Raw genomic sequence first — 15889 nt, 5'->3', positions numbered from 1 at the left:
TTCCAATTCTCTCCTTTGGGGAGATGCTGAAGGCAGAGGGGCTTTAGAATTTATACCCGCTGTAATCCTCGGTGAATTCCTCTGGTTTGAATGTCGGGTTGATCTTCAGCTTCGTGTATTCGTAAGTTGCCATCAAACCTTTTTCATCAAACAACTTCTGGTATAATGGCAAATAGGTTTCCTTATCGATGTACATTTCAATCTGCTTGCACATGGAGTTTGGCACCTTAATGGTCTGACCAGCCTTCACATCATCAAAATTCTTGATGCCGTTCAGCTCCAAAAGAGAGTACTCATCAAGCCTTAGTTTTCTGGCAATTTTCATAATGTCCTCTCCTGCCAGAACCGTGTACGATTCAATCTTGTACTCCTTATTGGTAAGCGTCACGTTCCAGCATTTTCGTCCGTCATACATCACCTCGCCATTGATGGTCACGTAGTCGTTGATCTTGCTTTTGTACTTATTGTATACAAAGTTGAGAAGATCGCCAGTGTATTTGAAACCAAGTTGTTTTACGCTGTGGTGCTGATCTTTTCGAAGAATATCTCCATCTGGATCCAAGTTCAAGGTCACGTAAGGAAATGCGTTCGGGTTTACCTTGCAATTTCCTTTGTTCTCGCCTTCGCGATAAAGCACTTCTGCGCCTTTGTTCGGAACATGAATCAACAGATAACATTGGTGGGGCGTTACGTTCAACTTGACGTCTTGCGCACCGGGCATCATTTTTCCGTGGATCCTTTCAGTCTTATCCAATCGGAAGCTTAGCGTTTTGATGCCATCAATGGTGGTCATCATCTTCTTGAACATTTCATGCTTGTCAATTTCCTGAGCGGAAACGTTGGAAGCGAAAATTAGGATGGTAAAAAGTGCTGCGAATATTCGTGTCATGGTTTTTTTAAATGAGCGTTAAAACTAAGGAAGTATGGTGAGGGATATGGCGTAATGATCGGACAGATGTTCATGTTTTTTCGACCATTGTTTCGTGTAGGTTTTCAGTTCGCGTCTGAGTTTGAAAGGATAGTTGGTGTTGCGTTGCAATGCGTAGTCCAAAAGCGCCACATTCCCTTTCCATTTTTTCTTGATAAGGTCATTATTGGCGCAGCCCCAAGTATTAGGTTGATCAACGCTCAGTTTTGTATCACCGATAATGGAAGGCACGCCATCCGTGGCGTTTAATACCGAAATCATGTTGTTGTATTCCGCAACAGAATCGCGTGGTGTGTTCAGGTCGCCCAGAATGAACTGCGGAATATTGGGTTTTTGGTGTTGCTCTAAAAGTTGATCGATCATCTTGAACTGATTGCTTCGCACGTTTGCAAATTCCTTGCCATCCTCTGCTTGCACATGCGTACTGACGAATTGATAGGTCTGTCCGTGAATAACTACCTCAAACAGAACCGCACCTTTTGCCGATGCGCAATCGCTTACCAGACAATCATCAAAAAAGATGATGTCTGATTCTTTGATTTCGTGCTTGCTCAATATCCAAAGTCCGCTGTTCACGGTCTTCTTGTTATTCTTCGGTTCAATTTCGAAAGGATAAATATCGCCCAAGGCTTTTCTAAGCTTCTTTCGGCTCACTTTACCAAAGGCTTCTTGAAATAGAATGATGTCGTAATTCTCTGTTTTAAGTAATTCACCGATCCTCTTGGCACGCCTGAATTGGCCATCGTAAAGTATGGCGTGAGGGCGCATGTAAATATTCCATGTCAGGACATGGATCGGTTTTGGCTGTGCAAATGAGGTGGAAAATGAAAGCAGCGATAAAGCCGCGATGAACAAAAATCTCATCGCAGAAATGGATTATTTGCTTTCTCGAACCCGATATTAGTGCTTGGTCCGTGACCAGAATGCACCTGCACATCAGCAGGAAGCGTGAGCAATTGTGTCTTGATCGAGTTTATCAGTTGATCATGGTTTCCTCCCGGAAGGTCGGTTCTGCCAATGCTTCCGTAGAAAAGCGCATCGCCCACAATGATCTGTTTGCTAGGTACATGATAAAAGCAGATGCTACCCGGAGAATGACCAGGAACGAAAAGAATTTCCAGGTCAATAGCACCAACGCTTAGGGTTTCGCCCGCTTCCAAGAAAACCGAAGGTTGTACCATCGGCCCTGTTTCAAAACCGAAGTTGGCACCGTAGTTTGGAACAGCATTGAGCACTGGAAGGTCCAATTTGTGCATTTCCAAACCCAGCTTGTATTTCTCCGAAAGGAACTTGTTGCCCAACACATGGTCAATGTGGCAGTGCGTGTTCAGTAGTTTGACGGGTTTCAGTCCATTGGACTCAATAAATGCCACCAACTCATTGCGTTCATATTCATCCGAACAACCCGGATCGATGATGGCGCAGCTCTTTTCTTCGTCCCAAATAAGGTACGTGTTCTCTTGAAATGGGTTGAAAACAAACTTTTTTACGTTCATGGCTGTTTTAATGGTCGCAAAAATACTATTTCAACCTCGGGGCTGTTCTTACATCAAGTTCCGCAGGAACTATAAAACGTATCTTTACGTCCCTTCAAAAATGAGGCACGTTTACAACGTCTGTTCAAGTATAAGATTCGCCAGGTTTATAACCGTTTGGGCGATTTTCTTGTTTTTGGTGCCCAATGCATCGTTGGCGCAGTTCTACAATGGTTCGCAGATGGACTTTGGCAAGAACCGCGTTCAGTACGAGAAAATAGATTGGTTCTTCTATCGCTTCGATCGCTTTGACGTGTATTTCTATTTGGGAGGCAACGAGTTGGCCGAATACACCATGCGTGCCAGCGATCGTGCATTACGCGACCTCGAAAAGACCTTCGACTACACGCTTGATAAGCGAATTCAGATCATCATTTACAACAAGCTTTCTGAACAGAAACAGAGCAATATCGGATTGGTTACCGATCAGCAGTACAACGTGGGCGGTATTACCACCATCGTTGGAACTAAGTTGATTCTGTACTTCGATGGAGATTACAAGAATTACGAAGAGCAGCTTCGGGCCGGATTGGCGCGCGTGATGCTCGACCAAATGATGTATGGCGGAAGCTTCAAAGATGTGATCCGCAACAACACGCTTCTCAATTTGCCCGAGTGGTACGTGGAAGGATTGGTGTCTTACCTATCTACCGATTGGAACACGGAAGTGAACAATGAAGTGAAAGATGCAGTGATGTCTGGGCGATGGGAGAAATTCGGTCAGCTTACTGGAAAAGATGCACGTTACGGAGGACATTCCATCTGGAAATACGTGGTGGAAAGCTATGGCGAATCGGTGATCAGCAACATACTTTACATGACTCGGATAAGCCGAAATGCCGACAACGGATTCCTTTTCGTGCTTGGTGTTTCGCTCAAGAATCTGGCTGCAGAATGGCTGCACTATTACGACAACATGTATTACAAGCAGGAATCAAAGCTCAATTTGCCAGAAGGCAAGCCTTTGAATCGTGTGCGTAAACGTGCACAACCTTTTTGTGTAATTGATGAGCCAAGGCTAAGTCCTGATGGAAACAAATTGACCTACGTTTGGAACGATATGGGAAAGATCAAGGTCAAGTTGCGCGATCTTTCATCTAAGAAACAGAAGACCATTTACCGACAAGGTTATCGGTCTTACACCAAACTCGATGACAGTTATCCTATACTGGCCTGGCATCCGAGCAACAAGCTCATTTCCATCATTACGGAACACAAAGGCAAGATAAAACTCATCCTTTACAACCTCGAAACCAAAAAGCGAACCAGCAGAGAACTTTTCAATTTTGAAAAGATTCTTTCTGTAGATTATTCTGATGATGGCCGCGAATTCGTGTTCACGGCAGTGCAAATGGGAAGGTCGGATGTGTATATCTACAACATCGTTTCTAACGTGTACCAAAAACTAACGGACGACATCTTTACAGATGTAGATGCCCGTTTTATTGACCATTCGAGGAAAGTCATTTTCAGTTCAGATAGGAATAACGACACCATCAAGCAGTTCGATATCAAGCTGCTTCCACAGAATTTGAATCACGATATTTTCATTTACGATCGCGATTCGAAAGCGCAAGTATTGAGGCGAATAACGGATACGCCAGAAGCCAATGAGATGGCTCCGATGGAATATGATGGCAAAAGCCTTGCTTATTTGAGTGATGAAAAAGGAACGCTCAACCGTTACATGGCCGAGTTGGACAGCAGCATTGCTTACATCGATACAAGCATTCACTACACGTATTTCACACGGTCGCGTCCGCTGAGCCAATATCCGCGCAGCATCAGTACCTACGATGTGGATACCGTGCATGGAAAGATTGCTGAGGTCATTTTTGCCAAAGGCAATTACCGATTAACGCTGAAAGATCGCGAAGCAGAAAAGGCAGAAATTCTGGCTGAAGTAGGACATTCCGGATTCAAGAGTAAAGCGAATGAAGTTCCCCAGAAGAAGAAAAAACGGACCTCAATTCTGGTGGAAGACAAGCCTGCACCTGTAGTTGTACAACCGGTTCAGCCACAGAATCAACAGCCTGGAAAACCTGGGGAGATTGACATCTACAATTACAATTTTGATGTGACGGAAGATGGTTATCCGAAACAGGACAAACCGAAGGATGAGACGCAACCAGCAAAAGAATCACCGATGTTGCTTTCAGATGAGCCTCGAACAAAAAGAGACCGGAAGCGCGATAAAGTGATGGCACGCATCGATAGTTTGCATGCTGCACTGGAGGCTATTCAAGGCATTCCGCAAGACTTTGAGCTTCCACCACAGCGCAACTATGATGTTGCTTTCAAAAGCGAGTACGTGGTAACTCAGCTAGATAATGCTTTTGTAAACGGCATCTACCAGAAATTTACCGGAGGCGGATCATTCAATAACCCAGGGCTCAATGGTTTTTTCAAAACGGGGATAACCGACATTTTGGACGATTATAAAGTGGTTGGCGGATTCCGGATCACAGGAAATCTGAATACGAACGAAGTCTTCATTTCAGCTCAGGATTTCAAACGCAGGTTAGATAAACAATTGGTTTTTCAGCGCCAGTCCATCGAATCTTTGGTGTCTGCATCCACACTTGCTCAAGTGTTTACCTACACGCTTACCTACAAAATGAACTATCCTTTCAGTGATTTTTCTGCGCTGCGCGGAAACGTGCTCGGAAGAAATGACCGAACGGTGTTTAAGAGTACTTCTGACAGGAATCTAGAGCGCCCGGATGACATGCAGTGGACCGGTGGGTTGAAACTGGAATATGTGTTCGATAATACGCTTTCGCTAGGGTTGAATCTCTATCGCGGAACGCGGCTTAAGATCTTTGGCGAATACTATCAGGAAATTGACAAGGAGGCGAAAAACCTGTTTGTGGTTGGATTGGACGTTCGTAATTACATCAAGATCCATCGCGAGCTTATTTGGGCCAATAGATTGGCTGCCAGTACTTCGTTTGGAAAACAGAAAGTGGCCTATTTCCTTGGTGGCGTAGACCAGTGGATTGCGCCAACGTATAACTATGATATTCCTGTTGATTTCAGTCAGAACTATGCGTTTCAGGCGTTGGCCACCAACATGCGCGGTCAGCCTCAAAATATCCGTAATGGAAACAGTTTTGCCGTGATCAACAGCGAACTCCGATGGCCGATATTCAGGTATTTGGTCAACAGACCGATCAAATCAAACTTCCTTTACAATTTCCAAATTGTAGGTTTTGGAGATATCGGAACAGCATGGACCGGAATTCAGCCGTTCTCGGATGAGAATTCATTGAACAGAGAAGAAATCCAGCAAGGGTCAGTTCTGATTACGGTTAAGAACAGGAGAGAACCGATTGTTGGTGGTTTTGGGCTAGGAGCCAGAACCAAGTTCTTGGGCTATTTTGTACGTGTAGATTATGCTTGGGGTGTAGAGAATCGTAAGATCAACGATGGCTTCTGGTACATCTCTCTAAGTATGGATTTCTGATACGATGACCGATTTAAATAAACCAAAAATGAGTGTGACGGCTGTTCTAGTACTGTTGTTAATTGGCGTTGCTGCAGGTTTCGCCAGTGGTTTTGTAGGAGTTGGAGGAGGAATCATCATTGTTCCAGCATTGGTTTTCTTTTTGGGCTATACCCAACACATGGCGCAAGGAACAAGTTTGGCCATGATGTTGCCTCCGATCGGAATTCTTGGTTTTTACAATTATTACAAATCCGGTAACACGAATGTGTATGCTGCATTGGTCATTGCCGTGGCTTTTTTCTTTGGTGCTTATTTCGGTAGTAAGATCTCCATTTCGATGGATCAGCGTGTGGTGAAGAAAATTTTCGGAGCTGTGATGATGGTGGCTGCTGCCAAGCTGCTTTTTAGCAAATAATGAAAGAAAGGATCAAACAACTTGTGGCCGAAAATGCGGATGCGATCATTCAGATCCGAAGGCATTTACATGCGCATCCCGAACTTTCGTTCGAGGAATATGAAACTAGCAAGTTTGTAGCTGCCACGTTGGATAAATGGAACATTCCTTACCAAGATGGTTTTGTAAAAACTGGTATTGTTGCGCTGATTGAAGGCAGAAATCCCACGTCAAAAGTGATTGCGCTGAGAGGTGACATGGATGCGCTTCCGATATTGGAAGCCAATGATGTGCCGTACCGATCGGTAAATGAAGGCGTGATGCATGCCTGTGGACATGACGTGCATACAGCGTGCGTACTGGGTGTGGCAAAAACGCTTCATTCGCTGCGCGATGAGTTTGAAGGAACTGTGAAGATCATCTTCCAACCAGGCGAAGAAAGATTGCCTGGAGGTGCTTCGTTGATGATAAAGGAAGGTGCTTTGGAAAACCCGAAACCAAGCTCCATTCTCGGGCAGCACGTCTTACCTGGGCTCGAAGTGGGAAAGGTCGGTTTTCGTGCAGGAATGTACATGGCATCTGCCGATGAGGTTTATTTCACAGTCACTGGAAAGGGCGGTCACGCAGCTTTGCAGCACTTGCTAATTGACCCTGTTCTGATCACGTCCCATATCATTGTTGGATTGCAGCAATTGGTAAGCAGAAGATGTAAGCCTGGCGTGCCCTGTGTCCTTTCGTTTGGGAGCGTTCACGCCAATGGCGCCACCAACGTGATTCCAAACGAAGTTCAAGTACAAGGTACGTTTCGCACGATGGATGAGGAATGGCGCAAAGAAGCGCACATCATCATGAAGAAAATGGCCGAGGAAATGGCCAGTTCAATGGGCGCTACGTGCGATTTTCGTGTTGATGTGGGTTATCCATTTGTTTACAATGATGAGTCGCTTACTCAGTTTGCCCAAGCTGCAGCGAAAGAATATCTAGGAGAAGAGAATGTGGTTGAGCTGGATATGCGAATGACGGGCGAAGATTTCAGTTTTTATACTCAACATATGCCGGGTTGTTTCTACCGCTTGGGAGTTGAGAACCGCTCAGAAGGACTCACGTCTGGGCTTCATACGCCTACTTTCAATGTGGATGAAAAGTGCTTGGAAGTTGGAACTGGGCTAATGGCCTACCTTGCATACAAGCAGTTGGTGGTTCAATAAAACAGCAAGTAGTTATTTGTGATTGCACTTTCCCGCGTTTCAGGATCTAAGAATTTGACGCTGAGTTTCTGTACCGAAAAATTTGGCAATACCATTTCACTTTTTGGAATTGCTCCGTACCGCTTAAGGTCTTCGTAGCGCTCTTCTGTGGCGTAAACCACTGTTCCTGGTTCAATCGCTTCAATTGCTTCTTCTGCTGTATCCATCCATGGAACTATGTGATGTGCGTAAAAGTCCAATGCTCTTCCTCCAGTTGCAAAACCGATCAGCTTACCTTCAGGTATGTTTTGTTTGATGAACCATTTTCCAACCACCGCATTCGCCTGAAATGGTAAAAGTTGAGGATAGAAATGGAGGTTCAAACCGAGGCCAATGGCGATGCTTATAAGAAAGGAAGGCACAATAACCTGCTTGGTTCTATAAGAATTGAAAAAGTAAAGAGTTGCAGCAGCCACAAAAAGGACCAAGAGAATCGGTAGCCACCATCCGGCAGCAGGAAAGCAGTAAATAAGGATCAAGGCTAAAACAATGCTGGACAAAGAACTCAAGATCAATTGAATCCATGCCCAAATGCTGAAGTGCTGCAGCGAATGGACAAACTTAGCGGCCAGTATGGCAATGAGTGGGTAGACCACAAAAATGTAGTGGGGAAGTTTGAATTTGGAGAAAGAAAAAGCTGCCCATACCAATACGATTCCGCTGATTAAGTAAAGCTCAGATCCATTATCCAAGCAGGCTTTTTTCACAAACTTCAGCTCACGGAATATTCCGGCAACTCCAAGCAATGTCCACGGAAGAAATGACCACAGGAAAACATGCGTGAAAAATAGTGGCGTGGTATCGTTCCGCCATTCGTTCTCACCCGTTATTCTTCCAAAACTCTGGGTCCAGAAATAGAATTTCAGTCCTTCCGTACCGTATTGCTCATAAAGACCGATGCACATTGGAACAAGAAGAATCCCTACAAAAATGAGTAGAACAAACCACTTTGGATCAAAGAGCAAATGCCACTGTCGTTTGAGGATGATATGTCCTCCTACAGCAAGGGCTGGCATCATCAGTCCTATAGGGCCTTTTGTGAGCATGGCTGCTGCAATTCCGAGTGAAGAACCGAGCAGGTATTTCAATTGCTTGGTTTCTAAATAGCTCACAAGCATCCAAATGGAGAAGACGATGGATGAAACGAGAATCGTATCGGTCTTAATGTCGTTGTTGATCATAACCATGGCGAAGGAACCGCCAAGGATCCATGACGCATGTCTTCCAATCGCTTCGGAATACAGCCGTTTCCCAAGCTTATAAGTACTGAAAATTCCCAGTAAACTGAACAGAATGGAGGGCAATTTATACTGCCAACTTCCAATTCCGAATATTTTAAAACTTACCGCTGATAGCCAAAACAGCAGTGGAGGTTTATCTAAGTAATCTTCGAAGCGGTCAAATACTTGTAGGAAGTGGCCAGACTTCAGCATCTCTAATGAAATGCTGGCGTATTGGGCTGCATCTACTTCCATGATATCTAAGTTGGCACCAAGCGCATACACCAAAGCAATTGCTGCGTACGGAAGCCATTTTTCGATGTAATAAGGAAGTTTCATGCTAATGGCAAATGTAGAATAACCACGGGTTGAGGTAGCTCGTTAACGTTAAACCAGCATTGAAATATCCGCAAATAAAAAACCCCGTTCCGATATCGGAACGGGGCTTCAAAATATCTAACTAATTATTAGTCAACAAATACTTTTCGAGTGATCATACCTTGGTCGGTAGTCACTTTTACCAAGTATAATCCAGAAGTGAATTCATTCACATTGATCTGATGGCTCAATTTGTTCAGACCGTTCTCAGTTCTTACGATTTTACCAGTGACGTCATAGATCTCAACATCAGTGATACGAATTCCTTCGTTTGTTTTAACAACCAAATAATCGTTAGCTGGGTTCGGGTAAACAAACATGTTGCTATTCACGAAATCAGTTTCCTCAACACTTACATCTTGCATCATAAGTTCACGAAGTCGAGGAGCAAGGTATCCTTGAATAGAATCCAAGTATGCTTTTCCTTGCATTGCAGACATCGTTGGGCTTCCGCCAATACCATTATCATGAATCGCTTGAGCGGCCGTAGCACCGACCAATGGGCTTGCAGAAGCCACAACAGTTGCCTCATCCCACCAATCCCATGGTGATGATTCTTGGAATGGCCAAGCTATTGTTGGGCGAAGGAATGGGAACAGACCTTTGTAGTTTGCAGGGTCCAGTCCTAAATCCGGATGGCTTGAAGCAAGTGCTGCCTCTGCAGCTAGCGTGTACGGGTCATTGAACACTTTTCCGTGGTACAGCGCATCGTTATTTCCTAGGTCGTTTGCACGTCCAATAGCCCAACGGCTACCTACAACGTCAACAACGGTTTCCTGTGTTGTCGGAACGATTACGATTCCCTCAGTGAATGGAGCGAAACCATCATCAGGGCAATGGAAAGAGATAATAGGCGGCTCACCAACTTCCATCCATGCAGAATCACCCAATGCACCACCAACGTTAACGCAGGCCATTACATCATTTGTGTATCCGTAGTGATTCGAGTCATTGTAAATACCACCAAAACCTTCAATTCCGCCAACTGCAGCTGTGTTTAGGTAAAGCTCATTTGCAACATAACCGTACTGAGCAACATCAACAGTGCTCAACCATTTACCTGAAGCTTCGTTTTCCAATTCTTCAAGTCTGTCCAAAGAACCGTAGGCCAACGAAATATAACCTCCAGAACCGTGACCATAAACAATGATCTTGTCAGGGTCAATTCCGTATGGGTTTCCATCTTCTGCAACCGACTTTTTAATGTATCGAACGAGGGACTTCACGTCATTGATAGCGCGATAAACTGCAGTGATCAATGTTCCTCTTCGAACATCGGCACCAGTTACCGGATCCGTAGTTGTAGCATTCCAGCCTAATCTGTATGCAGGAGCAAAAGCAACATAGCCTCTCTTTGCGAAAAGCTCGGCAGAAACAACTACTGAACTGTCACGGTTATTTCCTGTAGCACTTTGGTTAAGATACTTTGGAAGGAAATTTCCTGTATGTAGTACGATAACAGCAGCACGGCCAGTTTCACTATCTCCAGCTGGTGAGTAGATGTCCGTGTTTAGAGTAAAGTTAGGAGTAGGCGAACCCAACAGGAAATTCCAGTTCGTTCCGAACTGGACATCCGTGGTTACGTCAACATCGGTGAAAACTTCATCTAGATACCTGTTCCATTGTGCTGTGGCAAGACTGGAACTAAGCCCTGTCACCAATAATGCGAGTAATAGTTTTTTCATGGTAATTTTAGTTTACAAAGGTTTAAAGTTTAAAGGTAGCAAAAGATCAATTCCACTCAAACAAAATAGACAGGTAGGCCATACGTCCGACCTTTGGTCCACCATAGACCTGAATATTCTGATTGTTGAAAGCGTTTTCAAACCGTTCTCCTACAGTTCCATCATTGAAGAATGGTTTGATTCCAAACAAGTTTGAAACACCCAATTTAAATGTGATATAGTCACTCGGAATACGATAACTGACCTGGGCATCAAACATATCATAGGTAGGAACAAGACCGGTGAACTGAGGAGAGCCTTCGAAAATAAATCCTTGGATCCATTTGTAGTTCATACTTAATCCAAAGTGGCCAAGTTTAGCCTTGCCAAGATCACGTGCTGAAAAACCGAGATTGAATTTATGTTCCGGTGTATTGAACGCTGGAATAATTGGGTCGTTAGGGTCAGTTTTCTGGAGTTTGTTCCAAGAATAATTACCTGTTACGGTGTATTTATTCTTAAAGAAATAACTCAGACCAATAGAGGCTCCTTGAGTGATAACTTGATTGCGGCTATTTGCAGACACGCGATAGACCTGCGTGTTTGACGGGAGTCCGATTATCGTGTCGAAGTCTGACTGAACGCCCAACTGGTAACCAATGAAATCGTCATAGAAACTCAGGTAGTAGGATGCGTCTACATACATATGACCGAAGAAGAAGCCACGATAACCCAGTTCTACGGTCTTCACTTTTTCTGGAACGATGGGAGCTACATCGAAATATTGAAGTACAGTGTCGTTAGATGCGCCAGGATTGTTTAAGTAATCGACAAAGGAATCGACATCAATGAGATCATTGAAGCCATTGATGTTTCCAATTAGAATAGCCCGCCCTACATCGTAATAGAGATACTGGTCTGCCAACGTTGGATTACGGATAGCAGAAGAGAATCCGGCCCTTATAGTATGGTCCTTGGATGGAAGATAGACCAATGATGCAGCTGGCGAGAAAACGAATGGGAAGTTTTGATTTTTATCCATTCGAAGAGCTGCACTGATTTTTAGCTTATCATTAAAGAACTTACGTTCCCACCCCACATAAACACCAAACTCCCAATTGAATATTTTTTTAAATGAAGTGTCGAATATCGCGGAGTCTACAGGGATTCCCGCAATGGTATCAATCGTAACGCTTCGTTTACTGATGCGCATCTCATCGAATATCGTTCCTCTGGAGTTAGGAGCATACAGACGTCCGTTCGCACCGAATGTAAACTGACCAAGTTCTACTCCTTTGATGGAAGCGTCCAGTTTGTATTCGCCATGTACGTGATAGAGGGCAGATTTATCATAGAATCGTGACCCTCCACCATCTAATTTATTGTCCGTATAAACTGTAGACCTTATTTCATTGAAAAGGTCGTTGAAGGTTTGACTACCTGGAGCCGGGTATCCTTGAATTGGGTCGGCTTCTAAGGCATTGGTGGTTTGTTGGTGCCAAGCCGCCAGCTCTTCCGGGTGCTGTGCCAATACAGCTTGGATCGCCTCAGTATCCCAACCTACGCCTGCACCACCGAATGTCACTCCGTTGTCAGCGAGCAGTGCCCGAACTTCTGGTCGGATGTTTGTGACCCAATAATTTGCATATGCCGTGTTGTATTTTTCTAAGGTTCGCTGATTATTCAATAATTTGAAGGCAGTGACAACTGCATCATACGAATTCCCAGCATCTTCGTTTGTGGAATACGCTCTTACAAACCACTTATCTCTTTTTCCGATCTCCAATCGGTTTTGAAAGAAAAGCATGTCTTTAAGAGAGAACCTATTCTGACCTTGGTATACCGTTGTTCCAGAACCAAAATTGAAAGAATAAATCAATTCCACATCGGGTTTAATCCTGTAGTGCATGGCCAAATTAGCCTTGAAATTCCTGGTGTTGTAATCAACCAGATCCTTCTCCATGTAACCTCTGCGGAAGAAAGTACCTAGTCCTGGATAGTTGGCTATCTGTTGTGAATAATCGTTTCCACCAGCGAGGTCTTCATCTCCATAGCGGTTTACGGCATCGTAACCTCCCGGATTAGAGGCTGAAACTCCAAGGTCGTAGATTGGGTCAAGGTTGTCCGCCACCCAGTCATACGCTTGGAGATAATACAGGTTCACTTTATAGGCGAATTTATCTTCTCCGTCTTTATTCTTGAACACTTGTGCCCAACGAATCGCTGCCTCTCCCAGGTTTCGCTCTCCAACTTTTATCTGTGCCTCAAGCCCTGGTTTAATGAACGGGCTTTTCGTTCGCATGTCAATCACCCCGTTAAATGCATTTGGTCCATAAAAAGCGGAGCTGGCGCCTTGCACGATATCAACCTTCATCACATCCAATTCAGATGAACCGAGGAAGTTTCCCAAACTGAAATTCAGTCCAGGAGATTGATTATCAACACCATCAATTACTTGAAGCGAGCGCACAGGAGATGTACTATTGAAACCGCGGGTGTTGATGACTTTGAATCCAATACTTGCGGCAGTAAGGTCTACGCCTTTCAAGTTCCCAAGTCCATCATAGAAGTTGGCTGCAGGTGTTTCTTTTATGGCGATGATGTCCATCGTCTCCACCGTCAGTGCCGATTCCTTTTGTTTTTCTGAAACACGAACATCAGTTACAGTAACGCCTTGAAGCATTACCGCATCCGTACCCAACTTTACTTGTAGCGGAGTTGCCAATGATGTTACGTCAATTTCCTGCTTCAGGTAACCGATGTAAGAAACCGTAACTTGGAATGGAGGCTGTTTGCCTGCATTGAATTTGAATTTCCCATCAAAATCCGTAGTAGCTCCTACAGCTGTCCCTGTAACGACCACACTAGCGCCAAAAAGAGGTTCACCGCTTTCTGAGTCAGTAATAGTTCCACTAATCTCTTGGGCAATCAGTACATTTTGAATTCCTACAAGGAATATCAACGAGAAAACTAAGTGGAACTTCAATAGTGTCAGTTTTTGCATTCGAACATCTTTTTTCAAGGAAAGCAAATATACCTAAGTAAAGTGTAGTTGAACAAACATCAAATGCTCAAAGAGGACTATGCCGCGGAGGGTTCAATTTGATTGTAATGATTCCTCGCATTTTCCAGAATCTCGCGTATTTCATCGTTTTCTGAAGAAGAAACTAGAAGCGTTCTGTACTGTTTAAATCCAGGAAAGTCTCTGAAATAATTGGCGTAATGCCTTCTCATTTCTACGTTCCCTAGTTTTTCTCCCTTCCATTGAAGCGAGAACTCAAAATGTTTGAGGCAAGTGTCAACACGTTCATCTGTTGTTGGCAATGGAAGATGTTGTCCTGTATTTAGGAAGAGCTTGATTTCATTAAAGATCCAAGGATAACCAATGCTTGCTCGACCGATCATAATGCCATCAACGCCATATCGGTCTTTCATCAACTTGGCTTTTTCCGGGCTATCTACATCACCGTTCCCAAAAATGGGAATGTGAATGCGAGGATTGTTCTTGATGTTTCCGATCAAGGTCCAATCTGCTTCTCCTTTATACATCTGAACTCGGGTTCTTCCGTGAATGCTCAAGGCCTTCACACCCACGTCTTGTAGCCGTTCTGCAACTTCTTCTACATACATCGTTTCTGTGTCCCAACCTAATCTAGTTTTCACAGTAACCGGAAGATGTGTGCTTTTGACGATTTCAGCTGTCATTGCAACCATTTTCGGTATGTCCCGCAAGATACCTGCTCCAGCACCCTTACAAGTTACTTTCTTCACAGGGCAGCCATAATTGATGTCGATGATGTCCGGATTGGCGCCAGTCGCTATTTCAGCTGATTCTTTCATCGCCTCAATATCTCCCCCAAAAATTTGAATGCCAATTGGACGTTCGTATTCGAAAATATCAAGTTTCTGTACGCTTTTTGCCGCATCGCGGATAAGACCTTCAGATGAAATGAACTCCGTGAACATCACATCAGCTCCATTCGCCTTACAAACGGCCCTGAAAGGTGGATCGCTCACATCTTCCATCGGAGCAAGCAGCAACGGGAAATCCCCAACATCAATATCTCCTATCTTTGCCATTGTCTAATTCAGACTCAAAATTACTTAATATCAGTTTGATCGATTCTCTTAGAGTGTACGTAAAGGGATCTCCACTTAATGGAGTGTTGTTCCTATTGTTGTTGGTTTTTACAGGAATGGCGGTTTTCAGCTTTTTTGGATTTGTGATTTCTGAACTGTTTTTGGGAATTCCGTTACTAACTGACCCGACACTTGTAGATAAACTAGCGAGTCCTGAACTTCTACCAGCGGCACGCTTAATGCAACTGGCGCTGGGTTTAGGTACGCTTTTGTTGCCCGCGCTGGTCTATCTATGGTTGTCTTCATCCGTTGCTGAGTTCAGACAGATGTTCCTTTCACCAATCAGACAATCGGTTCTAATCAGCATCGCATTCTTTTTAGTGGCATTCCCGTTTATCAACTACATAGCAGATTGGAACGCAAATTTGGTTCTCCCCACGTTTGTTGGAGATTGGATGCACGATAAGGAGGAACAAGCCGGAGAAATGACCAAACTGTTGCTGAACATGCCTCACGTTGGAGTTCTTCTGTTCAATCTATTTATGATTGCGTTGGTGCCAGCAGTAGGTGAAGAGTTGATATTCCGAGGGATTGTTCAACGCGGCATTATTAAGCAATGGGCAAATGTTCATGCCGGAATCTGGTTTGCCGCAATACTTTTCAGCGCATTTCACTTTCAATTCTTGGGTTTCGTTCCGCGTCTGTTGATGGGCGTGGCGATGGGATATCTTTATTATTGGAGTAATAATCTGTGGTATCCGATCATTGCGCATTTCACCAATAACGCGGTTGCGGTAATTCTAGCATACGGAATGCAGCATGGTAGCGTTGATGGAAGCCTAGAAAATATCGGAATTGGAAACCTATCGATAGCTACTTTTTCACTCATCTTCTGCATGATGCTGTTGTATCTCTTTAGGCAGCATCAGCAAACCGTATTTGCAGTTTCAAAAGGAGAATTGGATTGAATGAAAAAAAAACGGAGCCAATTGGCT

The 15889-nt window shown here is 44.1% G+C and carries 11 protein-coding genes; 4 read left to right on the top strand and 7 right to left on the bottom strand.

Annotated elements, in window-relative coordinates; all coding sequences use genetic code 11:
- Window positions 1-43: 43 nt before the first annotated feature.
- From K9J17_14010 to K9J17_14000, 3 genes are read right to left on the bottom strand one after another with little or no spacing between them, the layout of a single operon-like run.
- Entirely contained in the window at window positions 44-889 is an 846-nt protein-coding gene (locus tag K9J17_14010; GenBank protein ID MCF8277844.1) for a DUF1571 domain-containing protein, read from the bottom strand.
- 24 nt (window positions 890-913) lie between these two features.
- Entirely contained in the window at window positions 914-1792 is an 879-nt protein-coding gene (locus K9J17_14005) for a sphingomyelin phosphodiesterase (GenBank protein MCF8277843.1), read from the bottom strand.
- Window positions 1789-2424 (bottom strand): MBL fold metallo-hydrolase, encoded by a 636-nt coding sequence (locus tag K9J17_14000; GenBank protein ID MCF8277842.1) that lies wholly within the window; start codon window positions 2422-2424, stop codon window positions 1789-1791. Before K9J17_14000 ends, K9J17_14005 begins: the two co-directional genes overlap by 4 nt.
- 100 nt (window positions 2425-2524) lie before the next feature.
- On the opposite strand from K9J17_14000, the gene K9J17_13995 reads away from it, so the two are divergent.
- Genes K9J17_13995 through K9J17_13985 form a run of 3 tightly spaced genes read left to right on the top strand, consistent with a single transcriptional unit; the run spans window position 2525 to window position 7513 of the window.
- Complete coding sequence (locus tag K9J17_13995) at window positions 2525-5929, top strand: hypothetical protein (protein ID MCF8277841.1); 3405 nt, start codon at window positions 2525-2527, stop codon at window positions 5927-5929.
- Window positions 5930-5957: 28 nt separating this feature from the next.
- Window positions 5958-6326, top strand: a complete 369-nt coding sequence (locus K9J17_13990; protein MCF8277840.1) for a sulfite exporter TauE/SafE family protein — start codon at window positions 5958-5960, stop codon at window positions 6324-6326.
- The gene (locus K9J17_13985; GenBank protein MCF8277839.1) at window positions 6326-7513 is read left to right on the top strand and encodes an amidohydrolase; all 1188 of its coding nucleotides are present in this window, start codon (window positions 6326-6328) and stop codon (window positions 7511-7513) included. The genes K9J17_13990 and K9J17_13985 overlap by 1 nt, the downstream gene beginning before the upstream one ends.
- Here K9J17_13985 and K9J17_13980 read toward each other — a convergent pair.
- The 4 genes from K9J17_13980 to dusB form a co-directional block, all read right to left on the bottom strand.
- Window positions 7507-9111 carry a glycosyltransferase family 39 protein gene (locus K9J17_13980; GenBank protein MCF8277838.1) on the bottom strand — a complete coding sequence of 535 codons (1605 nt, stop codon included), beginning with the start codon at window positions 9109-9111 and terminating at the stop codon, window positions 7507-7509. The genes K9J17_13985 and K9J17_13980 overlap by 7 nt on opposite strands.
- 128 nt (window positions 9112-9239) lie before the next feature.
- Window positions 9240-10835: a T9SS type A sorting domain-containing protein gene (locus K9J17_13975; protein ID MCF8277837.1), complete on the bottom strand. Its 1596-nt coding sequence runs from the start codon at window positions 10833-10835 to the stop codon at window positions 9240-9242.
- 46 nt (window positions 10836-10881) lie between these two features.
- Complete coding sequence (locus K9J17_13970) at window positions 10882-13818, bottom strand: TonB-dependent receptor (GenBank protein MCF8277836.1); 2937 nt, start codon at window positions 13816-13818, stop codon at window positions 10882-10884.
- Between the two features lie 77 nt (window positions 13819-13895).
- Window positions 13896-14894, bottom strand: coding sequence for a tRNA dihydrouridine synthase DusB (dusB, locus tag K9J17_13965; GenBank protein MCF8277835.1), 999 nt, complete (start codon window positions 14892-14894; stop codon window positions 13896-13898).
- Between dusB and K9J17_13960 the strand changes: the two genes are divergently transcribed.
- Entirely contained in the window at window positions 14894-15862 is a 969-nt protein-coding gene (locus tag K9J17_13960; GenBank protein MCF8277834.1) for a CPBP family intramembrane metalloprotease, read from the top strand. The genes dusB and K9J17_13960 overlap by 1 nt on opposite strands.
- Window positions 15863-15889 lie beyond the last annotated feature (27 nt).

It is taken from the genome of Flavobacteriales bacterium, from assembly GCA_021739695.1.
Classification (GTDB): Bacteria; Bacteroidota; Bacteroidia; order UBA10329; family UBA10329; genus UBA10329.
This window is presented reverse-complemented; position numbering and strand designations above follow the sequence as displayed.